General features: G+C 71.5%; 17 protein-coding genes. 13 read left to right on the top strand and 4 right to left on the bottom strand.

Going from position 1 to position 22,865, the window contains the following annotated elements:
• Window positions 1-141: 141 nt before the first annotated feature.
• Entirely contained in the window at window positions 142-3,042 is a 2,901-nt protein-coding gene (locus tag ACFXG1_RS25805; protein WP_384744718.1) for a vitamin B12-dependent ribonucleotide reductase, read from the top strand.
• A 38-nt stretch (window positions 3,043-3,080) separates the two neighbouring features.
• On the opposite strand, the gene ACFXG1_RS25800 is transcribed toward ACFXG1_RS25805, so the two are convergent.
• Window positions 3,081-3,614 (bottom strand): TerD family protein, encoded by a 534-nt coding sequence (locus ACFXG1_RS25800; RefSeq protein ID WP_384722105.1) that lies wholly within the window; start codon window positions 3,612-3,614, stop codon window positions 3,081-3,083.
• A 182-nt stretch (window positions 3,615-3,796) separates the two neighbouring features.
• Here ACFXG1_RS25800 and ACFXG1_RS25795 point away from each other — a divergent pair, with 182 nt between their 5' ends.
• The 5 genes from ACFXG1_RS25795 (at window position 3,797) to ACFXG1_RS25775 (ending at window position 8,055) form a co-directional block, all read left to right on the top strand.
• Window positions 3,797-4,402, top strand: a complete 606-nt coding sequence (locus tag ACFXG1_RS25795; RefSeq protein WP_384722108.1) for a YdbC family protein — start codon at window positions 3,797-3,799, stop codon at window positions 4,400-4,402.
• 118 nt (window positions 4,403-4,520) lie between these two features.
• Window positions 4,521-5,180, top strand: coding sequence for a histidine phosphatase family protein (locus ACFXG1_RS25790; RefSeq protein WP_384722110.1), 660 nt, complete (start codon window positions 4,521-4,523; stop codon window positions 5,178-5,180).
• Window positions 5,181-5,192: 12 nt separating this feature from the next.
• Complete coding sequence (locus ACFXG1_RS25785) at window positions 5,193-6,107, top strand: ADP-ribosylglycohydrolase family protein (RefSeq protein WP_384744715.1); 915 nt, start codon at window positions 5,193-5,195, stop codon at window positions 6,105-6,107.
• Between the two features lie 552 nt (window positions 6,108-6,659).
• A complete protein-coding gene (locus tag ACFXG1_RS25780) occupies window positions 6,660-7,361 on the top strand; it encodes a ribonuclease HII (protein ID WP_384722505.1) in 702 nt (233 codons plus the stop codon).
• 82 nt (window positions 7,362-7,443) lie between these two features.
• Window positions 7,444-8,055, top strand: a complete 612-nt coding sequence (locus tag ACFXG1_RS25775) for a hypothetical protein (RefSeq protein WP_384744713.1) — start codon at window positions 7,444-7,446, stop codon at window positions 8,053-8,055.
• A gap of 280 nt (window positions 8,056-8,335) precedes the next feature.
• Here ACFXG1_RS25775 and ACFXG1_RS25770 read toward each other — a convergent pair whose 3' ends face one another.
• Window positions 8,336-8,953, bottom strand: a complete 618-nt coding sequence (locus ACFXG1_RS25770; RefSeq protein WP_384719913.1) for a hypothetical protein — start codon at window positions 8,951-8,953, stop codon at window positions 8,336-8,338.
• Between the two features lie 227 nt (window positions 8,954-9,180).
• Window positions 9,181-11,361 carry a RecQ family ATP-dependent DNA helicase gene (locus tag ACFXG1_RS25765; protein WP_384744710.1) on the bottom strand — a complete coding sequence of 727 codons (2,181 nt, stop codon included), beginning with the start codon at window positions 11,359-11,361 and terminating at the stop codon, window positions 9,181-9,183.
• A gap of 112 nt (window positions 11,362-11,473) precedes the next feature.
• Here ACFXG1_RS25765 and ACFXG1_RS25760 point away from each other — a divergent pair, with 112 nt between their 5' ends.
• The 6 genes from ACFXG1_RS25760 (at window position 11,474) to ACFXG1_RS25735 (ending at window position 19,916) form a co-directional block, all read left to right on the top strand.
• The gene (locus ACFXG1_RS25760) at window positions 11,474-12,916 is read left to right on the top strand and encodes a DUF4192 domain-containing protein (protein ID WP_384744708.1); all 1,443 of its coding nucleotides are present in this window, start codon (window positions 11,474-11,476) and stop codon (window positions 12,914-12,916) included.
• A 213-nt stretch (window positions 12,917-13,129) separates the two neighbouring features.
• Window positions 13,130-13,900 (top strand): NUDIX domain-containing protein, encoded by a 771-nt coding sequence (locus ACFXG1_RS25755; RefSeq protein WP_384713314.1) that lies wholly within the window; start codon window positions 13,130-13,132, stop codon window positions 13,898-13,900.
• A gap of 181 nt (window positions 13,901-14,081) precedes the next feature.
• Window positions 14,082-15,857 carry an ATP-binding cassette domain-containing protein gene (locus ACFXG1_RS25750; protein WP_384713311.1) on the top strand — a complete coding sequence of 592 codons (1,776 nt, stop codon included), beginning with the start codon at window positions 14,082-14,084 and terminating at the stop codon, window positions 15,855-15,857.
• A gap of 188 nt (window positions 15,858-16,045) precedes the next feature.
• Window positions 16,046-16,930: a FadR/GntR family transcriptional regulator gene (locus ACFXG1_RS25745; RefSeq protein WP_384713308.1), complete on the top strand. Its 885-nt coding sequence runs from the start codon at window positions 16,046-16,048 to the stop codon at window positions 16,928-16,930.
• 361 nt (window positions 16,931-17,291) lie between these two features.
• On the top strand, window positions 17,292-18,842 hold the full coding sequence (locus ACFXG1_RS25740) for an RNA polymerase sigma factor (RefSeq protein WP_384744705.1): 1,551 nt from the start codon (window positions 17,292-17,294) through the stop codon (window positions 18,840-18,842).
• Window positions 18,843-19,100: 258 nt separating this feature from the next.
• Entirely contained in the window at window positions 19,101-19,916 is an 816-nt protein-coding gene (locus ACFXG1_RS25735) for a serine protease (RefSeq protein WP_384713302.1), read from the top strand.
• A gap of 129 nt (window positions 19,917-20,045) precedes the next feature.
• Here ACFXG1_RS25735 and ACFXG1_RS25730 read toward each other — a convergent pair whose 3' ends face one another.
• Window positions 20,046-20,276: a hypothetical protein gene (locus ACFXG1_RS25730; protein ID WP_006346139.1), complete on the bottom strand. Its 231-nt coding sequence runs from the start codon at window positions 20,274-20,276 to the stop codon at window positions 20,046-20,048.
• A gap of 440 nt (window positions 20,277-20,716) precedes the next feature.
• Between ACFXG1_RS25730 and ACFXG1_RS25725 the strand changes: the two genes are divergently transcribed.
• Window positions 20,717-22,831: a type IIA DNA topoisomerase subunit B gene (locus ACFXG1_RS25725; RefSeq protein ID WP_384713298.1), complete on the top strand. Its 2,115-nt coding sequence runs from the start codon at window positions 20,717-20,719 to the stop codon at window positions 22,829-22,831.
• Window positions 22,832-22,865: the final 34 nt, after the last annotated feature.

The raw sequence follows: 22,865 nt of genomic DNA, 5'->3' as shown, positions 1-22,865 counted from the left end.
GGCCCGCCGGAGCCCCGGCCGGTCGTGGCCGGCGATGACATCCGCCAAGGGCGCCTGACGCGCCCACGGCATCACAGACAGACAGTGCCACGGGAAGATCTGGGCACTTCAGGGCGTTTTTGCCCGTAAATGGGAGGCGGCATGACAGAGACGACGAGCGGTCCGGCACGAGGGTCCCGCGCCAAGGGGACCAAGGTCGGCAAGGGCCTGCGGATCGAGCGCGTCCACACCACCCCCGGCGTACATCCGTACGACGAGGTGGTCTGGGAGCGCCGTGACGTCGTCATGACCAACTGGCGCGACGGCTCGATCAACTTCGAGCAGCGTGGCGTCGAGTTCCCCGACTTCTGGTCGGTGAACGCGGTCAACATCGTCACCAGCAAGTACTTCCGAGGCGCCGTCGGCACGCCCCAGCGCGAGACCGGCCTCAGGCAGCTGATCGACCGGATCGTGAAGACGTACCGGAAGGCGGGTGAAGACCACAAGTACTTCGCCTCGCCCGCCGATGCCGAGATCTTCGAGCACGAGCTGGCGTACGCGCTGCTGCACCAGATCTTCAGCTTCAACTCCCCGGTGTGGTTCAACGTCGGAACCCCCCAGCCGCAGCAGGTGTCCGCCTGCTTCATCCTCGCCGTCGACGACTCCATGGAGTCGATCCTCGACTGGTACAAGGAAGAGGGAATGATCTTCAAGGGGGGTTCGGGCGCCGGTCTGAACCTCTCCCGGATCCGCTCCTCCAAGGAGCTGCTCTCCTCCGGCGGCAACGCCTCCGGCCCGGTCTCTTTCATGCGCGGCGCCGATGCCTCCGCCGGAACGATCAAGTCCGGCGGTGCCACTCGCCGGGCGGCCAAGATGGTGATCCTCGACGTCGACCACCCCGACATCGAGAACTTCATCGAGACCAAGGTCAAGGAGGAGGAGAAGATCCGCGCCCTGCGGGACGCGGGCTTCGACATGGACCTCGGCGGGGACGACATCACCTCCGTCCAGTACCAGAACGCCAACAACTCGGTCCGGGTGAACGACGAGTTCATGAAGGCCGTCGAGGCGGGCGGCAGGTTCGGGCTGCGGGCCCGGATGACCGGCGAGGTCATCGAGGAGGTCGACGCCAAGTCCCTCTTCCGGAAGATGGCGGAGGCCGCCTGGGCCTGTGCCGACCCCGGCATCCAGTACGACGACACCATCAACAACTGGCACACCTGCCCCGAGTCCGGCCGGATCAACGGCTCGAACCCGTGCAGCGAGTACATGCACCTGGACAACACGTCCTGCAACCTCGCGTCGCTGAACCTGATGAAGTTCCTCAAGGACGACGGCGAGGGCCACCAGTCCTTCGAGGTCGAGCGCTTCGCCAAGGTCGTCGAGCTGGTCATCACGGCGATGGACATCTCCATCTGCTTCGCCGACTTCCCGACGCAGAAGATCGGCGAGAACACCCGCGCCTTCCGTCAGCTGGGCATCGGCTACGCCAACCTGGGCGCCCTGCTCATGGCGACCGGCCACGCCTACGACAGCGACGGCGGCCGGGCCCTGGCCGGTGCCATCACATCGCTGATGACGGGTACGTCGTACCGCCGCTCCGCCGAGCTGGCCGCCGTCGTCGGCCCGTACGACGGCTACGCCCGCAACGCCCAGCCCCACAACCGCGTCATGCGGCAGCACGCCGACGCCAACACCGGGGCCGTGCGGATCGACGACCTGGACACCCCGATCTGGGCCGCCGCGACGGAAGCCTGGCAGGACGTGCTCCGCCTCGGCGAGAAGAACGGTTTCCGTAACGCCCAGGCGTCGGTGATCGCCCCGACCGGCACCATCGGTCTCGCGATGTCCTGCGACACCACCGGCCTGGAGCCGGACCTCGCCCTGGTGAAGTTCAAGAAGCTGGTCGGCGGCGGCTCGATGCAGATCGTCAACGGCACCGTGCCGCAGGCGCTGCGCCGGCTCGGTTATCACGCCGAGCAGATCGAGGCGATCGTCGAGCACATCGCCGAGAACGGCGTCGTGGTCGACGCGCCCGGCCTGAAGACCGAGCACTACGAGGTCTTCGACTGCGCCATGGGCGAGCGCTCGATCTCCGCCATGGGACATGTGCGGATGATGGCCGCGATCCAGCCCTGGATCTCCGGCGCGCTCTCCAAGACGGTCAACATGCCGGAGTCGGCGACCGTCGAGGAGGTCGAGGAGATCTACTTCGAGGCGTGGAAGATGGGCGTCAAGGCGCTCGCGATCTACCGCGACAACTGCAAGGTCGGCCAGCCCCTCTCCGCCAAGACCAAGGAGAAGGCGAAGGCGGAGATCACCGAGAAGACCGAGGAGACCATCCGGGCCGCGGTCGAGAAGGTCGTCGAGTACCGCCCGGTCCGCAAGCGGCTGCCCAAGGGACGTCCCGGTATCACCACCTCGTTCACGGTGGGCGGTGCCGAGGGCTATATGACCGCCAACTCCTACCCGGACGACGGTCTGGGCGAGGTCTTCCTGAAGATGTCCAAGCAGGGCTCGACCCTCGCGGGCATGATGGACGCCTTCTCCATCGCCGTCTCCGTCGGTCTGCAGTACGGCGTGCCGCTGGAGACCTATGTCTCCAAGTTCACCAACATGCGGTTCGAGCCGGCCGGGATGACGGACGACCCGGATGTGCGGATGGCGCAGTCGATCGTCGACTACATCTTCCGCCGTCTGGCGCTCGACTTCCTGCCCTTCGAGACCCGCTCGGCCCTCGGCATCCACTCCGCCGAGGAGCGCCAGCGCCATCTGGAGACCGGCTCCTACGAGCCGTCCCTGGAGGACGACGAGGTCGACGTGGAGGGGCTCGCCCAGTCCGCGCCGCGCCGGCTGGACATCGTGCCGGTCCCGGCGCCGAAGGCGGCCGCCCCGGCCCCCGCACCCGCCCCGCAGCAGGCGCACACCTCGGCCGAGCTGGTCGAGATGCAGCTGGGCATCAGCGCCGACGCTCCGCTCTGCTTCTCCTGCGGAACGAAGATGCAGCGGGCCGGCTCCTGCTACATCTGCGAGGGCTGCGGCTCCACCAGCGGCTGCAGCTGACCGGACGCGGGGCTCTCGGGCCCCGTGGATCCCGCGGATCAGTCCCGTCCCACCTGTCCCATCACCGTGACGAAGAGGTCCGGATCGGCCTCGAAGCCCCGTACACCGTCCCGGAAGAACCAGCCGCCCGTGTCGGCGCGGACGAACTCCGCTATGACCGCGGCCGTCGCTCCCGGCAGGGTCGAGAAGTCGCACTCCGCCAGCTCGGTGTACCCCTCGGACACCGTCACCCGGGTGTTCCGCACATCGCCGAAGGGCAGCCGGCCGTCACGCTGCTGGATCACCACCCCCACCACGACCCGCCCGTAATCCGCGGCGAGCCGGTCCAGCTCCAGCTTCATCACCTCGTCCGAGCCGAAGCCCTGACCGGTGCGGCTGTCCCGGGTCAGGTTGATGGTGCCGTCGGGCGAGCGGCTGTCGAAGTGCACGACGTACGCCGGATCCCCGGACGGCGCGTCCTTGCGGTAGGTCGCGGCGACGATATCGAGATCGTGGGGTGTCCGGCCGGCCGGGCTCGGATCCCAGCGCAGAGCCACCTCGACCGTGCGGACACCTTTGTTCGGGCTGCTCACCACGTATCCCTTCCCCATAACTGCCGGTCCTATAACTGCCGGTCCCATAACTGCCGGTGATTCCCCTCTCATTGACCGTATCCGCTCCCGGGGGTGCGGGGCGAGGGAATGGCGGGTGTACGCCGAATGGCCGCGCCCGCCGACCGTGACCCGCGCCACGTCCGGGGCCGTACGATGGCGCGGTGCTGGTCAAGTGGATTCGCTGCACCGTGGTCGACCGACGCGGGTTCGAACGGGGGCAGCGGAAATGGGCGGGGCTGCTGGGTGAGCCGGGTTTCCGGAGCCAGGGCGGGGGCTGGAGCAGGGAGCGGCCCCATGTCGCCCATGTCTTCGGCTTCTGGGAGAGCCGGGCCTTCTACGACTCGTTCATGGCCCGCTCCCACGACCGGCTGGCATCGGGCCAGGCGGGGACGTACCGCGATGCCCGGATCAGGCTCTTCGACCACCGGTTCGATGTGAAGACGGGCTTCGAGCCGCGCTTCGGGGACGTCGACGTGGTGCGGGTCGCCCACTGCACGGTGCGGGAGGAGCGCGCCGAGCACTACGCGCTGATGCAGGAGAAGGTGTGGAACCCGGCGATGGCCGGCTCGCCGGGCATGGTGCGCGGCCTCTTCGGGGAAGCCGCCGGGAACGAGTTCCTGGTGATGTCGATGTGGCAGTCGGAGGCCGAGCACGGGAAGTATCGCAAGGAACGGGTGGAGCGGCTGCTGCTGCGGGCGCAGACGGAGGCGGACGTCGCGGTGCTCGGCGGCGACGTGGTGGAGCTCGAACCCTCCTGGACGGTCTGATCGCCCCCCTGCCGGGTGCTTCGGCGGCACCGCGGGTCGGCGGCGCACGCCGAGGTTCTTCCACCGGATGGGCCGTCCCGGCCGCCCGGCCGGGCCGGGTCCGTTCTAGGGTCGTGACATGGCACGACCGCGACGCATCGTCCTCGTCCGGCACGGCGAATCGGAGGGGAACGTCGACGACACCGTCTACGAGCGCGAGCCCGACCACGCCCTGAGGCTGACCGCCACCGGCCTCGCCCAGGCCGAGGCGACCGGTGCCCGGCTGCGCGAGCTGTTCGGCCGGGAGCGGATCAGCGTCTACGTCTCGCCCTACCGCCGCACCCACGAGACCTTCCGGGCCTTCGGCTTCGACCCCGCGCGGGTGCGGGTGCGCGAGGAGCCCAGGCTGCGGGAACAGGACTGGGGCAACTGGCAGGACCGGGACGACGTACGCCTCCAGAAGGCGTACCGGGACGCCTACGGGCACTTCTTCTACCGCTTCGCCCAGGGCGAGTCCGGCGCGGACGTCTACGACCGGGTGGGGGCCTTCCTGGAGAGCCTCTACCGCAGCTTCGAGGCTCCCGACCACCCGCCGAACGTGCTGCTGGTGACCCATGGTCTGACGATGCGGCTCTTCTGTATGCGCTGGCTCCACTGGAGCGTCGCGGAATTCGAGTCGCTCTCCAATCCGGGCAACGGGGAGACCCGGATACTGGAGCTCGGTCCCGACGGGCGCTACACCCTCGACCGGCCGTTCGAGCGGTGGCGTACTCCGGAACCGTACGGCGTCACCGGTTAGAGTGGCGGGAAGATGACCGCTGACCCCGATCTCGACCGGCGCCTCGACCGCGCCCTGGACAGCCTGCGCGGACTGTCCGTGGGAGACGCCCTCGGCTCCCAGTTCTTCGTACCGACCCATTACCCCCTGCTTCAGCGCCGAGCCCTGCCGCCCGGCCCCTGGCAGTGGACCGACGACACCGAGATGGCCTGCTCGGTGGTGGCCGTCCTCGCCCGGCACGGGCGGGTGGACCAGGACGCGCTGGCCCGTTCCTTCGCCGAGCGCCACGACTTCGACCGCGGATACGGCCCCGCCGTCAACCGTATGCTCCGGCTGGTGCGGGAAGGCGGCGACTGGCGAGAACTCGCCGCGGGCCTCTTCAACGGCCAGGGTTCGTGGGGCAATGGTTCCGCGATGCGTGTCGCGCCGCTCGGGGCGTGGTACGCGGACGACCCCGAGCAGGCCACGCACCAGGCCGAGATCTCCTCGTACACCACCCATCAGCACCGCGAGGCCGTCGTCGGGGCGATGGCCGTGGCGGCCGCGGCCGCCATCGCCGCCGATCCGGCGGGTACCCCCGCTCCCGGCGACCTGCTGGACGGCGTCATCGCGCTGGTGCCCCGCAGCGCCGTCGGCCAGGGGCTGCGGCGGGCCCGCGACATGCTCGACTACGGGGACGCGGCGACCGTCGCCGCCGTCCTCGGCAGCGGGCGGCGGACCAGCGCCCACGACACCGTGCCGTTCGCGCTCTGGTCGGCCGCCCGGTCGCTGGGCGACTACGAGCAGGCGTTCTGGACCACCGCCCAGGTGGGCGGCGACGTGGACACGACCTGTGCGATCGCCTGCGGAGTGGTCGCGGCCGGTGCCGCCGGGCAGCCGCCCGGCGCATGGCTGGCGCAGACGGAGGAACTGCCGTCCTGGGCGTCTTCGGGCGATTCCGCGGGCTGAGACCGCGACGGCGTACGCCAGGGACCGGCGGGGATCGCGGCTACCGGGCGCGCGGTGCCCTGTGCGGTCCCTTGCGGGGCCCCTTGTGCGGTTCCTTGAGGGGTGCCGCCCGGCCGGCTCGCTTCGGCGGAGGCGAGAGACGTCCTCCGCCCGTCCGGGAACACTCGGCCGGACATCGTTCGCATATGCGATGCCATCGCCGGGATGCCTTCACGCGGTGATCGTCGGCCGGGGCGTCGCGGAATCGTTGCCACCACGGCGCCCGGGCCGCCCCGGGAAGGGCGCGAAGCCGGCCTCCGGGCCGATGGTGTGCCGCGCCGGGGTATCCGGATGCGAACGACGGGACAACGGGGGGACAACGGCGGAACAACGGGGGGACGGGGAGATCGCGGGATGAACGACCGGGTGACGAACCCGCCGCTCCGGCCGTGCGGGAGCCCTTCGGCCGGGCCGCGGGAGGCGGTCGGCCGCGGTCCGCGACGGCCGCTGCGGAACCGTGATCGGAAACCGGTTGTATCCGGCGGGGGCGGGCGGCGTACCCTTGCTGGCGCCATGCCGTACGAACCACCCACCCACAGAGTCGAGCGCTCCATCCGGGCCACGACCGGCGCCAGGATCGTCGCCGGTGTCGACGAGGTCGGACGCGGAGCGTGGGCCGGTCCCGTCACGGTGTGCGCCGCGATCACGGGGCTGCGCCGACCGCCCGCCGGACTCACCGACTCCAAACTGCTCTCGCCGAGGCGGCGGGAGGAACTCGCCGCCGAACTGGAAGGCTGGGTGACCGCCCACGCCCTGGGACACGCCTCGCCGGAGGAGATCGACGAACTGGGCATGACCGCCGCCCTGCGCCTGGCGGCGTGCCGGGCGCTGGAGGCCCTGCCGGAGCGACCGGACGCCGTCATCCTCGACGGGAAACACGACTATCTCGGTACCCCCTGGCGGGTGCGGACGGTGATCAAGGGGGACCAGTCGTGCGTCGCGGTCGCGGCGGCCTCGGTGATCGCCAAGGTGCACCGGGACGCCATGATGGCGGAACTCCCCGGTGACGTAGCCGAATTCGCCTTCGCGGCCAATGCCGGATACCCCTCGCCGACCCACAAGGCGGCCCTCGCGGAGCTGGGCCCCACCCCGTACCACCGGCTGTCCTGGGCCTACTTGGACGCGCTGCCACGCTGGCGGCATCTGAAGAAGGTCCGGGCCGTGCCGGAGCAGAACACGCCGGAGAGCGGGGGCCAGCTCGGCTTCGACTTCTGAACTGACCCCACCACCAGGCGAATCGCACGTATGTGCCCACCCGCTGATGCCATTCGAACCGGCATTTGATAGACATCCACCCATGCCTCTCCCTCCCGAGGAGCCTCAGATTCACGAGAGTGCCCAGGGTCCCCGCGCCACTCCGGCCACCAGCCGCCCCGCGCCGACCCCTCGTCCCGTACCCGGTCCGCGTTCCGTCGCGTCCCCCCGCCCGGGGAGCCCCGGCCCGGCCCGGCCGGCACCCCCGGCCCCTACGAGCCCCTCCGCCGCCGAGCCGTCCGCGGCTCTGCCGGAGAATCGTTCCCAGCCGCAGATCCAGCTGATTCCCGCCTCCCCGGAGGGCGCGCTCGACGCGGCCGACGAGACGGTGGACCTGCTGCTCGACACCGGACGCGCCCCCGGTGACGTCCTGGTCGTGACCGCCGTGGGCCACCACCCGTGGGCGGCGCACGAGCTGACCTTCGGCGAAGCCGCCTACTGGGCTCAGCACGACGCGGGCGACGACGTCTTCTACGCCGGAGCCGACGCCGTCGAGCGGGCCGCGACCAGGCCCGTCGTCGTGGTGGCGCTCAACGGCGGCACGGAGCAGGACGCGGTCGGCGTCCTGCCCGCCGCCCTGACGAAGGCGGCGGCCCTGCTGATCGTGTGCGGGGATCCCCAGCGGATCAACGCCGCGCTCGGCGTAGCCGCCTGACCCCGGGCGGCAGAAGCCGCCCTGCCCGGCCGCGGTCCCCGTGACCGCGGCCGACGGGCGCTCCGGCCGCCCCCGGCGGACAGCCGGGATCGGCCGGCCCCGGACCCGGCCGACGGAGCCCACGAGGCGAGGCACGGCACCGGGGCACACGAGCCCCGGCACGATCCGGAAGAAGGACCCCGGCCACGCGGCCGGTTCGTGGGGAGCCCGAGGCCGGGCCGCCCGGACCCGCCCGTCCGCCGGCCGGGAAGACATCCGGAGGCGGACGGGATCCGGCGACTCAGCGTGCGGCGGTGCGCCGCAGGACCTCCGACGAGCCGCCAGCGGTACGCAGTTCATAGGGCTCGGACGCCAGGGACTCGGCGAGATCACCGGGCTTCGAGGTCGAACTCGGCCGACGCCCGCCCCGGCCCTCGCCGAATACCTGCCAGCCGCCCCGGGTCAGCGTGATGTACGCGCCGCAGCGCAGACCGTGCAGGGTGCACGCGTCGCGCAGACCCCACATCCACGCCCCGTCCTCCTCGGTCCATCGTTCGTCGCCCTCCCGGCAGTACAGGAGGACGGCGGTACGCACCGGGGTCCGGCGGCGGAGATCGTGCGGGATCACCCGGCGGAGGTGGGCCAGCAGGGCGTTACGGAACTCCCAGCCGTCCACCGGCGCGGAACGCCGGGCGAACGACGCGCTGGCGGCCAGTCGTTCCTCGGGATCGAGTACGGCCACGACCGCGGTCGAGGGAGTCGGATGGTGGCGGGTGTGGAGTCCGCTGACCACGTCACGGGGATTACGCAGCAGCGGGATTCCGGCCGCCGCCCACTCGGAGGGCTGGAGCATCCGGGCCAGGCGGCTTGCGGAGCCGTTCGTCGAAGTGGCTGCGGACGAAGCGAATCCGAAGGTCACGGTCCTCCCTTCGCATACGCGCCCACAGTGCGGGCAGGATCGGGTGAGGGCGCACCGCGGACAGCCCTTGCGGACCGCGAAGGGGCCGTGCGGGGAGCAGTCCAATTCTTCCTGGCACTTCGGGATGCGGCAACGAGCAAATCGAAGGCGCTGGCAGGAATGAGGGGGTATGCCGCGGATATCCCTGCCCGCAGAGTTCCCTTTGACCACTAGCGTGCCCACGAACGTCATCCCTGAATCGCGAGGACCAGCGGAAACACCCCCTTCGCACCCGATGTCCGCAGTAGCCGGGAGGCGACGGCCAGGGTCCATCCGGTGTCCGAGAAGTCATCGACCAGCAGGACCGGACCTTCGGCGGCCGTCAGGGCGGCGGCGAGCGGGGCCGGGACCACGAACGCGTCGTGCAACGCCCGTACGCGCTGGGCGCTGTTGGTCCGCGAGGGCCGCCCGTCCGTCCCGTCCCCGGCGTACTCCACCGAACCCAGCAGCGGCATCCGCCCGATCTCGGCGATCCGCGCGCCGAGCGATTCGATCAGGACCGGCCTGGTGCGCGACGCGACCGTGACCACGCCGACCGGCCGCGCGGGCGCGTCCGGTGCCCCCGACGCCCAGCCGCCCGCGCCCCTGGCCCAGTCGGCGAGCACGGTCACGACGGCGTCCGCGACATCCCCGGGCACCCGGCCGTCGGGGGCCTGCGGCGCCAGCATCGGACGGAGACGATTGCCCCAGCCGATGTCCGAGAGACGCCCCAGCGCCCGTCCCGGAAGCGCCTGCTCCGCCTCGGGGATCCGCCCCTTGAGCGCGACACCCACCGAGGCCAGACCGGTCGGCCACATCCGGCGCTGCTCCACCTCGACCCCGGGGCGGCCCAGCTCACCGCGGGCCGCGTCCAGCGCCGACGCGGACACCTTGTCGCTGAACCGGCTCCCCGCGCAGTTGTCGCACCGCCCGCACGGCGCCGCCTCCGGGTCGTCCAGCTGCCGGCGCAGGAACTCCATCCGGCAGCCGGTGGACGACGCGTACTCCCGCATGGCCTGCTGCTCGACCTCGCGCTGCCGGGCCACCCTGGCGTACCGCTCGGCGTCGTACGACCAGGGGCGGCCGGTGGCGGTCCAGCCACCCTTGACCCGGTATACGGCCCCGTCCACGTCGAGGACCTTCAGCATGGTCTCCAGCCGTGCCCGCCGCAGCTCGACAAGGGGTTCGAGCGCGGGCAGGGAGAGCGGCCGGTCCGCCCCCGCGAGGACGTCGAGGGTGCGGCGCACCAACTCCTCGGAGGGGAACCCGACCGAGGCGAAGTACTGCCAGATGGCCTCGTCCTCACGGCCGGGCAGCAGCAGCACCTCCGCGTGCTCCACCCCGCGCCCGGCACGACCCACCTGCTGGTAGTAGGCGATGGGGGAGGACGGCGAACCGAGGTGGACGACGAAGCCGAGGTCCGGCTTGTCGAAGCCCATCCCCAGCGCCGAGGTGGCGACGAGGGCCTTGACGCGGTTGGCGAGCAGATCGTCCTCGGCCTGCTGCCGATCCGCGTTCTCGGTACGGCCCGTGTACGAGGCGACGGTGTGGCCGCACCGGCGCAGATACGCGGTGACCTCCTCGGCCGCGGCGACCGTGAGCGTGTACACGATGCCGGACCCCGGCAGCTCGCCCAGATGGTCGGCGAGCCAGGCGAGCCGGTTCGCGGCGTCCGGCAGCCGGATCACACCGAGGCTCAGACTCTCCCGGTCGAGCGGACCGCGCAGCACGAGGGCGTCGGTGCCCGCCCCCGTACCGAGCTGCTCGGCGACGTCGGCCGTGACCCGGGCATTGGCCGTGGCGGTGGTGGCCAGGACGGGAACGTCGGCGGGCAGCTCCGCCAGCATGGTGCGCAGCCTGCGGTAGTCCGGACGGAAGTCGTGGCCCCAGTCGGAGATGCAGTGGGCCTCGTCCACCACCAGCAGCCCCGTCGCGGCGGACAGCTCCGGCAGCACCTGGTCGCGGAAGTCGGGGTTGTTCAGCCGCTCGGGGCTGACCAGCAGCACGTCCACCTCACCCGAGGCGACCTCCGCCTTGACCGTGTCCCACTCCTCGGGATTGGACGAGTTGATGGTGCGGGCGCGGATCCCGGCCCGGGCCGAGGCCTCCACCTGGTTCCGCATGAGGGCGAGGAGCGGGGAGACGATCACGGTCGGGCCGGCGCCCCGCTCCCGCAGCAGGGACGTGGCGACGAAGTACACCGCGGACTTGCCCCAGCCGGTGCGCTGGACCACCAGGGCCCGGCGCTTGTGGGCGACCAGCGCCTCGATCGCCCGCCACTGGTCCTCCCGCAGGCGCGCCGTGCCGGTGCTGTCGGAGACGAGTCGGGAGAGCACGGCATCGGCCGAGGCCCTGAGGTCCGCGGGATCCGCGAGGTCTGCGTGGGTCATGCCCCCATGCAACCCGATGACACCGACAAGAGGCGAACGGGCCCGGTGCCCTGTGGATAACGTTATCCACAGGGGTCGCGGAGTCCGGCCGGTCGCTGGGACCGTCGGCGCCATGAACGAGCACCGAGACTCCGAGAACAACACGCGCGGCGCGCGGGACGGCGACGACCGGGGCGCGGCGCGGCCCGCCGGCCCCGCGCACCTGCCCGACGGCGCGCGCCGCGCCGCGGGCCCCGACGAACGGATCACCCTCCGCGGACCGGCCGAGCTGGCCGACTCCCTCCCCTATCTGCTGGGCTACCACCCCTCCGACTCCGTCGTCCTCGTGGCGCTGCACGGACCCAACGGCCGGTTCGGCGGCCGTGTGAAGCTGGGCATCCCGGGTTCACCGGGGGAGTGGAATGCGACCGCGGGACAGCTCGCCGAGTGTCTGATCGAGGGGAGCCGCCGCAGGGACGCCCGTCCCGACGGCATCGTGCTCTTCCTCTGCCGGGAGCCCGGCGCCGGCCGGACCGGCCGGTCCGTGATGGAGTGGCTGCGCCCCTTCGCCCAGGAGCTGCGTACCGCGTGCGGCGCGCGGGACGTACCGGTGTACGAGGCGCTCTGCATCTCCGACGGCCGCTTCTGGTCCTACTGCTGTCCCGACGGGCGGTGCTGCCCGCCGGAGGGCGCCGTCATGGTCGCCCCCGGGACCTCGGTCCTGGCCGCCGCCGCGGCCTACGCGGGGGTACGGCTGCGTGGTACGCAGCGGGAGATGGAGGCGCGGCTGGAGCCGCTGCCGGAGCCGTGGGCGGGCCCGCAGTGCCGTGCCCTCGACGACGCGGCGGTGGATCTCGTCGAGCGCGTCGTGGTCGGCGGCATGGTGGCCGAGCGGCTCGGCGACGACACGATCGCCCTGGCGAGGATGTTGATGGACCGGCTGGCCGGGGCGGAGCGGATCCGGAGCGTGTCGTCCGCCGACGCGGCGGACGACCGGCTGATCAGCCCCGACGAGGCCGCCTTCGTGATCCTCGGGTTGCAGGACCGGGAGACCCGCGACCGGGCCGCCGCGTGGATGGAGGGGCCGGTCGCGGAGTCCGCCGCACGGTTGTGGCGGGCGCTGGCCCGGCGCTGCGTCCCGCCCTACACGGAGTACGCGGCGGCGCCGCTCGCCCTGGCGGGCTGGGTAGCGTGGGCGAGCGGCGACGAACCGGCCGCGCGGATCGCCCTCGGCGCGGCGCTGGCCAAGGACGCCGACTACGTCTTCGCGACCCTTCTGCACCAGGCGTGCAACGAGGGCGTGGATCCGGAGCCGGTCCGGGAGTGGTTCCGGCGAGGAGGGGCCGAGGCGGGGAAGCGGACGGCGACCGAGGGGGCCGGGCGGGGCCGGGGAGCCGGTGCTCCCGGCCGACGGACCACAGGGGGCGCGGGGAGGCCGCCGACGGGCAAGCGGGCGCGTCCGGCAGCCGGGCGGCCTTCGGGGCGGGCCGAGCACTCGGGACGCCGGCGCGAAGCGCCCGGGCGGACGGACCGGGGAACGGGCGGGGCGGCGCGGGACGCCGAGGGCGACGGCTGACGGCGACGCCCCCGGGACGGAGCCCGTCCACGGTCCCCGGTCGCACCCGGCTTCGCGGCGAGCGGTCGCCGGCCCGTGCCGGAAGAAGCCGGGAAGGGCATCGGGAGAGACGGCGGAAGGACGGACGCGGGCGCCGGTGACGGGCCGGAGAAGCCGAAGCGGAAAGAGGAGAAAGGAGTGTTTATCGTCAGGCAGACGACTATGATCACGGGCATGTCTCCCTACGACCCGTCGGCCTTTCCCCCCTTTGCCGTCACCGTCGATCTGGTCGTGCTCACGGTGCGCCGTCATGAGCTGTGCACCTTGGTGGTGCGCCGGGGCGAGGCGCCGTTCCGGGGGCGATGGGCCCTGCCCGGGGGATTCGTCAGGGGAGACGAGGACCTGGCGGCGGCGGCGGCGCGCGAGCTGGCCGAGGAGACCGGGCTCTGCGCCCACGACCCCGGGGCGCCGGAGCCGGACGGCAGCGCTCATCTGGAGCAGCTCGCCACCTACGGCGACCCCGGGCGCGATCCCCGGATGCGGGTGGTGAGCGTCGCCCATCTGGTGCTGGCACCCGATCTGCCCGCGCCCCGTCCCGGGGGCGACGCGCACGGCGCGCGCTGGGCCTCCGTCGGGGGACTGCTCGGCGGGGAGACCGAGCCGCCGGTCCACGCCGAGGGGGACGACGACGGGACCCTGGCCTTCGATCACGCGCGGATCCTGACGGACGGGGTGGAACGGGCCCGCTCCAAGATCGAGTACTCGTCGCTGGCGACCGCCTTCTGTCCGCCCGAGTTCACGGTCGGCGAGCTGCGGCGGGTGTACGAGGCGGTCTGGGGCGTGACACTCGACCCCAGGAACTTCCACCGGAAGGTGACCGGCACTCCCGGGTTCCTGGTTCCGGCGGGCGGGACGACCACCCGGCAGGGCGGCCGCCCGGCGCAGTTGTTCCGGGCGGGCGGGGCCACCCTGCTCAACCCGCCGATGCTGCGGCCCGAGGTCTGACCGACCCGCCCCGGCGATGGCGCGACATGCCGGACGCCGGGTCGGGCGGGGCCCTCGGCGGCCGGGCGGGGGAGTGACATCCGGGTCTGCGCGCCCTGCGGGAAAAGTCCTAAATGTCAAGTTATCGTGCTGGAGCCCGCACGCCGCCGGGCGGCCCCGCCGCCCCTTCGTGGGAGACGCGATGCTCCAGGTCATCGGATTGACCAGCACCCCCCGGCGGGAACTGCCGCCCGCCGTCGACGATCTCACCTTCGACGCCGCGCCCGGTGCGATCACCGTTCTGCTCGGGCCCGAAGGGGCGGGCAAGACCACCGCGTTGCGTCTGATGCTGGAACTGGAGCGCGGCCAGGGAGTCACGTACTACCGGGGGAACCGGCTCGCCGATATCGCGCACCCGGCCCACGAGGTGGGCGCCCTGCTCGGCGACGTACCCGGGCATCCCGCCCGGACGGCCCGCGGGCAGCTCCGGATGCTCTGCGCGGCGGCCGGGGTGGCGACGGCCCGCGCCGACGAGCTGCTCGACGAGGTCGGACTCGCGGGAGTGGCCGATGAGCGGCTCGGGACGCTCCCCCTCGCCATGGACCGGCGGCTCGGGCTGGCGTCGGCACTGCTGGCCGCCCCCCGGACACTCCTGCTCGACGAGCCCGCGAAGGGACTCTCACCGCGTGATCAGGGGTGGCTGTACGGAACGCTGCGGAGCCACGCCGACCGCGGTGGCACGGTCCTGTGCACCGTCGCCGACCCGAAGGAAGCCGCCCGGATCGCGGACCGCGTCGTCACCCTGGACGCGGGGCGCCTCGTCGCCGACCAGGACGGTGTCGAGTTCGCCCGTACCCGGCTGCGTCCACGGGTCTCCGTCCGGACCCCGCACGCCGTCCGGCTCGCCGACGTCGTCCACCGCGAGGCGCGGGCCGCGCGGCGGTCGGTCGAGGTGGTCGCGGAGCGCGGCGGACTGCTCTCCGTCTACGGCAGCAGCTGCGCCGAAGTGGGGGAGGCCGCCTTCCGGCACGGCGTCCTGGTCCACCGGCTCACCGACGAGACCGGCGACGTAACCCCCGCGGCCGAACCGGTCACCACCGGCGCCGAAGGCGGCACCAAGGCGTCCGCAGGGCCGCCCCGGCCGCCCCGGACCCGCCGCCGGGCGGCCGCGGAGGTCTCCGACGCGCTGCCCGTGCCCCGGCCGGTGACGAGCCCCGTACGGCCCCTGCGCTATGAACTCCACCGGATGTTCGGGGTCCGGACCGCCTTCTGGACCGCGTGCGCGACCGTGCTGCTCTCCGTCGTCGCCGGTCTGCTGCTCGCCCGGTCCCGGGACACCTCCGTCCAGGCCGCCGTCACCGCGTGGCCCGGCTTCCTGCCCCTGGCGCCCGCCGCCTTCGCGGCCGGGCTCGTCGGGGCGCTCTCCTTCGGCGACGAGTACCGGTACCCGGCGCTGGCCGCCGCGCGCGGCACCGTACCCCGCCGGCTGGGACTGCTGATCGCCAAACTCGTGGTCACCGCGGTCTACGCCCTGGGGCTCGCCGCGCTCGTCGCCGCCGCCGGATTCTGGGCCCTCCGGCTCGTCTACGGGGCCGACGCGACCGCGCCGCCGGGGAACTGGCCCGTCCTCGCCGCGGGGTGGGGCGGGCTCGCGGTCGGCTGCGCCTGGGCCGGGCTGCTCGCCGCCGGGATCTTCCGGTCCACGGCCGCCGGGGTCGCCGCCGTCCTGGCCGTTCCGGTCGTGGTCACGCCCCTGGTGCAGCAGGCGCTGATCGCCCCATCGGTGCGCTCGGTCGCGGGTCTGCCCGGCAGGCTCCGCGAGCTGGCCTGGGTACGGCTGCCCCACCAGGCCGATGTCTGGCTGCCCGCGGGCGCCCGGCTGTTCGCCCGGCCGGTCGGCGCGGCGCTGGCCCTGTCGCTGGCCGCCCTGGTCTGCGCGTACGCGGCCGTACGGCTGCGGCGCAGGGCGGGGTGGTGACGGCGGCGGACCGGACGCCATTCGGGCCCGGATTCCCATGATGATCGGGTGAGCCGATCGACAGCACTCCGAGAAATGCCCACTTCTATCCGATAAGTCGTCAATTGTGGGGGAAGCGCCGATCACCCTTTCGTGTGCTTTTCACCAAAGACCTCAAGGCCCGCGAAAGCCGCGCCGACAAAGGATGCGTGAGTACCCTTGCGCAGACCATGATGACCGCCCGCCCCGCCGACTCCGGCCTCGCCGGTCCGGGCGAACTCGACCGCTACCCCTACGCGGAGTCGCACGCCGCCGAGCGCGTCACCCCTCCCGCGTGGGACGGCCCGGACACCGAGCTGGGGCGGGCCGGACGCCGTGCGGCAGGAAGCCGCGGCCGTGGCCTGCACGGCCAACTCGTCCAGCAGCTCGGCCAGATGATCGTCTCCGGCGACCTGGGCGCCGACCGCCCGCTCGTTCCCGAGGAGATCGGCCAGCGTTTCGAGGTCTCCCGTACCGTCGTCCGCGAGTCGCTGCGCGTCCTGGAGGCCAAGGGCCTGGTCAGCGCCCGCCCGAACGTCGGTACGCGGGTACGCCCGGTCAGCGACTGGAACCTGCTCGACCCCGACATCATCGAGTGGCGCGCCTTCGGGCCCCAGCGCGACGACCAGCGCCGTGAGCTGTCCGAGCTGCGGTGGACCATCGAGCCGCTCGCCGCCCGGCTGGCCGCGGGCCACGGCCGTGAGGACGTCCAGCAGCGGCTCGGCGACATGGTGGAGATCATGGGGCACGCCCTCGCCCAGGGGGACGCCATCACCCATGCCCGGGCCGACGCCGAGTTCCACACCCTGCTCATCCAGCTCGCCGGGAACCGCATGCTGGAGCACCTCTCCGGCATCGTCTCCGCCGCGCTCCAGGTGTCCGGCGGACCCGTCACCGGCTGTGACCGGCCCACCGACGTCTCCCTCACCCATCACGCGCGCATCGCCGACGCCCTCGCCGCCGGTGACTCCGCCGCCGCCGAGTCGGCCATGCGGCAACTGCTGACCGTCCACCCCGAAGTGGAGCGCGTCGTACCCGCGCCGCGTGAGCACTGAGCGCCCGGCCGCGGGGCCGGGCGTACGGAGGCGTACACGCACCGTGCCCGTACACGCGCGTGCCGTCGGATTCCGCGGGAGTCCGGCGGCACGGTTGCGCGCAGAATATCCGATCTATGCCTTTCATCCTTCTTGCGGTGTGACTCGGGCCACGTGGAATGGGCGTAACGCTCCTCGAAGCAGTGCGATGACCTAAGAGGTGACCGCCGAGGAAGGGAATACAGCAGCCGTTGACGGCGCTGTTCAGTTCCGAGGTGTGTTCCGCCCGCGCCACCGGCACATCCGCAGCCCGGTGGTCGTCGGCTCCGGCCCGATCATGGGCTGAGCCGGAAGCCGTTTCCATCGTTCCGAGAGGTTGTTCGTGTCGGCCAGCACATCCCGTACGCTCCCGCCGGAGATCGCCGAGTCCGAATCCGTGATGGCGCTCATCGAGCGGGGAAAGGCTGATGGGCAGATCGCCGGCGATGACGTGCGGCGGGCCTTCGAGGCTGACCAGATTCCGCCAACCCAGTGGAAGAATGTACTGCGCAGCCTCAACCAGATCCTCGAGGAAGAGGGTGTGACGCTGATGGTCAGTGCCGCAGAGTCGCCCAAGCGCTCCCGCAAGAGCGTCGCTGCGAAGAGCCCGGCGAAGCGCACCGCCACCAGGACCGTCGCGGCCAAGACCGTCACGTCGAAGACCGTCGCGGCCACCGCGGCCCCGACGGCCGAGACCGTCGACGCGCAGGCCGGTGACGAGTCGGCGACGCCCGCCAAGAAGGCGGCGGCCAAGAAGACCGCCGCCAAGAAGACCGCGGTGAAGAAGACCGCCGCGAAGAAGACCACGGCCAAGAAGACGGCGTCCAAGAAGGACGCCGACGAACCGGCCGAGGGCGAAGAGCTGCTCGAGGACGCCCAGCCCGGCGGCAAGGACGAGGAAGAGACCGAAGGCGAGAGCAAGGGCTTCGTCCTCTCGGACGAGGACGAGGACGACGCGCCCGCGCAGCAGGTCGCGGTCGCCGGTGCCACGGCCGACCCCGTCAAGGACTACCTGAAGCAGATCGGCAAGGTCCCCCTCCTCAACGCCGAGCAGGAGGTGGAGCTGGCCAAGCGCATCGAGGCCGGTCTCTTCGCCGAGGACAAGCTGGCGAACTCCGACAAGCTGGCGCCCAAGCTCAAGCGCGAGCTGGAGATCATCGCCGAGGACGGGCGCCGCGCCAAGAACCACCTGCTGGAGGCCAACCTCCGGCTCGTGGTCTCGCTCGCCAAGCGGTACACCGGCCGCGGCATGCTCTTCCTGGACCTGATCCAGGAGGGCAACCTGGGTCTCATCCGCGCGGTGGAGAAGTTCGACTACACCAAGGGCTACAAGTTCTCCACGTACGCCACCTGGTGGATCCGGCAGGCGATCACCCGCGCCATGGCCGACCAGGCGCGCACCATCCGTATCCCGGTCCACATGGTCGAGGTCATCAACAAGCTGGCCCGTGTCCAGCGCCAGATGCTCCAGGACCTGGGCCGCGAGCCCACCCCGGAGGAGCTGGCCAAGGAACTCGACATGACCCCCGAGAAGGTCATCGAGGTCCAGAAGTACGGCCGTGAGCCGATCTCCCTGCACACCCCGCTGGGCGAGGACGGCGACAGCGAGTTCGGCGATCTGATCGAGGACTCCGAGGCCGTCGTGCCGGCCGACGCCGTCAGCTTCACGCTCCTCCAGGAGCAGCTGCACTCCGTGCTCGACACGCTCTCCGAGCGCGAGGCCGGTGTGGTCTCCATGCGCTTCGGTCTCACCGACGGCCAGCCCAAGACGCTGGACGAGATCGGCAAGGTCTACGGGGTGACCCGGGAGCGGATCCGGCAGATCGAGTCCAAGACGATGTCGAAGCTGCGCCACCCGTCGCGGTCGCAGGTCCTTCGGGACTACCTGGACTGACGGCTGTTGCCGGGGCGACCCGGCCCGGCCGTCGTCACGACGAGGCACCCCGGTGTCACGAAGGGCCCGCCTCCCCACGGGAGGCGGGCCCTTCGGCCGTCCCCGGAAGGGCGGGATCCACCGCTGGAGGGCGGCTCCGGGCGCGCCCGGAGGGTCGTACGAACGTGAGTCCGTCAGCATCGTGTGTCGCTGGGGTGCGCGCGGAGGTCCACTGGCTGACGCTGAGTGGACGCCACTCACGCTGAGTCAGGAGACCGTATGCGCCCTCTTCTCGTCCGAGCCCTGACCGGAACGCTCGCCCTCGCCGCCGCCGGGGCCGTACCGCCCCTGGTGAAACCCACCCCGGCCGCGGCCGACAGCGTTGTCGTGGGCGGCTTCCCGGTGCGGGTGTCGGATACGCCCTGGGTCGTCGCGCTCGCCAGCCGTGACCGGTTCGGGGGAACGCGCGGGGGCCAGTTCTGCGGCGGTGTCGTGATCGCGCCGACGAAGGTCATGACGGCGGCGCACTGCCTGAGCCGGACCGTTCTCGGCGGAGACGTCTCCCAGGTGCGGGATCTGCGGGTGATCGCCGGGCGGACCGAGTTGACGTCGTCCGAGGGCCGGGAGATCCCGGTGAGCGACAGCAAGGTGTCACCCGCGTACAACCCGCTGACCAACAGTTCGGACCTGGCCGTGCTGACCCTGGCGGAGCCGCTGTCGGCGGAGTCGGTGATCCAGGTCGCGCCCGAGGGGGATCCGGCGTACGTCCCGGGGACGGCGGCGAAGGTGTACGGCTGGGGGGACACGGAAGGCAACGGCAGCTATGCCACGGCGCTCCGGTCGGCCGATGTGACCGTCCTGGCGGACCGCAATTGCCAGACGGCCTATCCCGGGGGCCTGGGCGGCCGCTACGAGGCCGCGACGATGGTCTGCGCCGGAGACACCCGGGGCGGCCACGACGCCTGCCAGGGGGACAGCGGAGGGCCGCTGGTCGCCCGCGGGAAGCTGATCGGGCTGGTGTCGTGGGGGAGCGGCTGCGGACGGGCGGACAGTCCGGGGGTCTACACCCGGGTATCCGCGGTGCCGCTGCCGTAACCGGGAGTGGCCGCCGGGTCCCCTGGGGCCCGGGCGGCGGACGAGAGCGGGCGGTCTCCCCTGCTGATCAGGGGTGACCGCCCATCGGCCGATCCTGGACCGGCCATCGCTCGTCGTGGATGTGAGGTGTCAGTGATCCTCTTGCCCGGCACCGGCCGGCACGGCCGTGAGTCGGTCGGTCTCATCCTGTATTTCCGCGGCGATCTTCTTGAGTTCCGGCTCGAACTTACGCCCGTGGTGGGCGCAGAAGAGCAGTTCACCGCCGCTGGTCAGCACGACGCGCAGATATGCCTGGGCGCCGCAGCGGTCACAGCGGTCAGCGGCCGTCAGCGGGCTCGCGGGTGTCAGAACAGTAGTCACGTCGCCTCTTCTCTAGCTCGACGAGCTGTCGTACCAGGGTCAACATCCAACCAGCCCGAAAACGTTCCCGCTCGGGGCTTTTCCTCGAAAGTTCCTCTCGAGGCGGCCGTCTGCTACCAGGTGGCGGCGAATGAGCCGTATTGCTGCGCTCTACGGGTTTCGCGTTGCTTGCGTTACTTGTCTCGTTTGCCCTCCCGGCTGGCTTGCCGGTGTTCATGAGGACGTGCCCGGAGCCTAAATGGTTCATGCCTGGAAGGGAACGTGATGTTCACGTCACCCCATCAGGCTATCGAACACCCGTGCGACAATGGGTCGGGGCCCGAAATTGCGAGGGTGGCGTTACATCGGCTCTATCAGGGCTCGGTACCCTCTGACCGGCGACCGACGCCGGGCCCTTACCCCATTGGGTCACATCTGAAATTCAGCGAGGAGCGAACCGCGTGACCGCCGAAACGTCCGTGCCGTCCACAGCTTTGCTGACAGCGGAGCGTGACGGCTCCAACTACACAGCGCGGCACCTGCTCGTCCTCGAAGGCCTCGAAGCCGTCCGCAAGCGCCCCGGCATGTATATCGGATCCACCGACAGCCGCGGTCTGATGCACTGCCTCTGGGAGATCATCGACAACTCCGTCGACGAGGCGCTCGGCGGGCACTGCGACCACATCGAGGTGATCCTCCACGACGACGGATCGGTCGAGGTCCAGGACAACGGCCGGGGCATCCCGGTCGACGTGGAGCCGAAGACCGGACTCTCCGGAGTCGAGGTCGTGATGACCAAGCTGCACGCCGGCGGGAAGTTCGGCGGCGGCTCCTACGCGGCCTCCGGTGGCCTGCACGGCGTCGGCGCCTCCGTGGTGAACGCGCTCTCCGCCCGGCTCGACGTCGAGGTGGACCGCAACACCACCCACTCGATCAGCTTCCGCCGGGGTGTGCCCGGCATCTTCACCGAGCAGGGGCCCGACGCCCCCTTCGACCCGGCGAACGGACTGCGCAAGGGCAAGCGCGTACCCAAGACCCGTACCGGCACCCGGGTGCGGTACTGGGCCGACCGGCAGATCTTCCTCAAGGACGCGAAGCTGTCGCTGGAGCACCTCCACCAGCGCGCCCGGCAGACCGCCTTCCTCGTCCCCGGGCTGACCATCGTGGTCCGTGACGAGCGGGATCTGGAGGGACAGGGCAAGAGCCAGGAGATCTTCCGCTTCGACGGCGGCATCAGTGAGTTCTGCGACTACCTGGCGCAGGACAAGGCCGTCTGCGACGTGCAGCGGCTGACCGGACAGGGCACCTTCAAGGAGACGGTCCCGGTCCTCGACGAACGCGGCCACATGACCCCGACCGAGGTCACCCGCGAACTCGCCGTCGACATCGCCCTGCGGTGGGGTACGGGGTACGACGCGACCGTCCGGTCCTTTGTGAACATCATCGCCACGCCCAAGGGCGGAACCCATGTCACCGGGTTCGAACGCTCCGTGACCAAGACGATGAACGAGGTCCTCCGCTCCGCCAAGCTGCTCCGGGTCGCCGAGGACGACATCGTCAAGGACGACGCCCTCGAAGGGCTCACCGCCGTCGTCACCGTACGGCTCGCCGAGCCGCAGTTCGAAGGGCAGACCAAGGAGGTACTGGGCACGTCGGCGGCCAACCGGATCGTGGCCAATGTGGTGGCCAAGGAGCTGAAGGCGTTCCTCACCTCCACCAAGCGCGACGCCAAGGCGCAGGCCAGGGCCGTCCTGGACAAGGCCGTGGCCGCCGCCAGGACCCGGATCGCGGCCCGCCAGCACAAGGACGCACAGCGGCGGAAGACGGCGCTGGAGACCTCGTCGCTGCCCGCCAAGCTCGCCGACTGCCGCAGCGACGACGTCGAGCGGAGTGAGCTCTTCATCGTCGAGGGCGACTCCGCGCTCGGCACCGCCAAGCTCGCGCGGAACAGCGAGTTCCAGGCGCTGCTGCCGATCCGGGGCAAGATCCTCAACGTTCAGAAGTCGTCGGTCTCCGACATGCTGAAGAACGCCGAGTGCGGGGCGATCATCCAGGTCATAGGAGCGGGGTCCGGGCGGACCTTCGACCTCGACGCGGCCCGGTACGGGAAGATCGTGCTGCTGGTGGACGCCGATGTCGACGGCGCTCACATCCGCTGCCTGCTGCTCACGCTCTTCCAGCGCTACATGCGCCCGATGGTGGAGGCCGGGCGGGTCTTCGCGGCCGTGCCGCCGCTGCACCGGATCGAACTGGTGCAGCCGAAGAAGGGCCAGGACAAGTACGTCTACACCTACTCGGACAACGAGCTGCGGCAGACGCTGCTGGAGTTCCAGCGCAAGAACATCCGCTTCAAGGACTCGGTGCAGCGGTACAAGGGTCTGGGCGAGATGGACGCCGACCAGCTGGCTGAGACCACGATGGATCCGCGGTACCGGACGCTGCGCCGGATCAACATCGGTGATCTGGAGGCGGCGGAGCAGGTGTTCGACCTGCTGATGGGCAACGAGGTGGCGCCCCGCAAGGAGTTCATCACCAGCTCCGCGGCGACGCTGGACCGTTCACGTATCGACGCCTGAGCGCGTCGTCCGGCAGGTGGCGCCGGGAGTACCC

It is taken from the genome of Streptomyces sp. NPDC059248, from assembly GCF_042753905.1.
In the GTDB taxonomy this organism is placed as follows: Bacteria; Actinomycetota; Actinomycetes; order Streptomycetales; family Streptomycetaceae; genus Streptomyces.
This window is presented reverse-complemented; position numbering and strand designations above follow the sequence as displayed.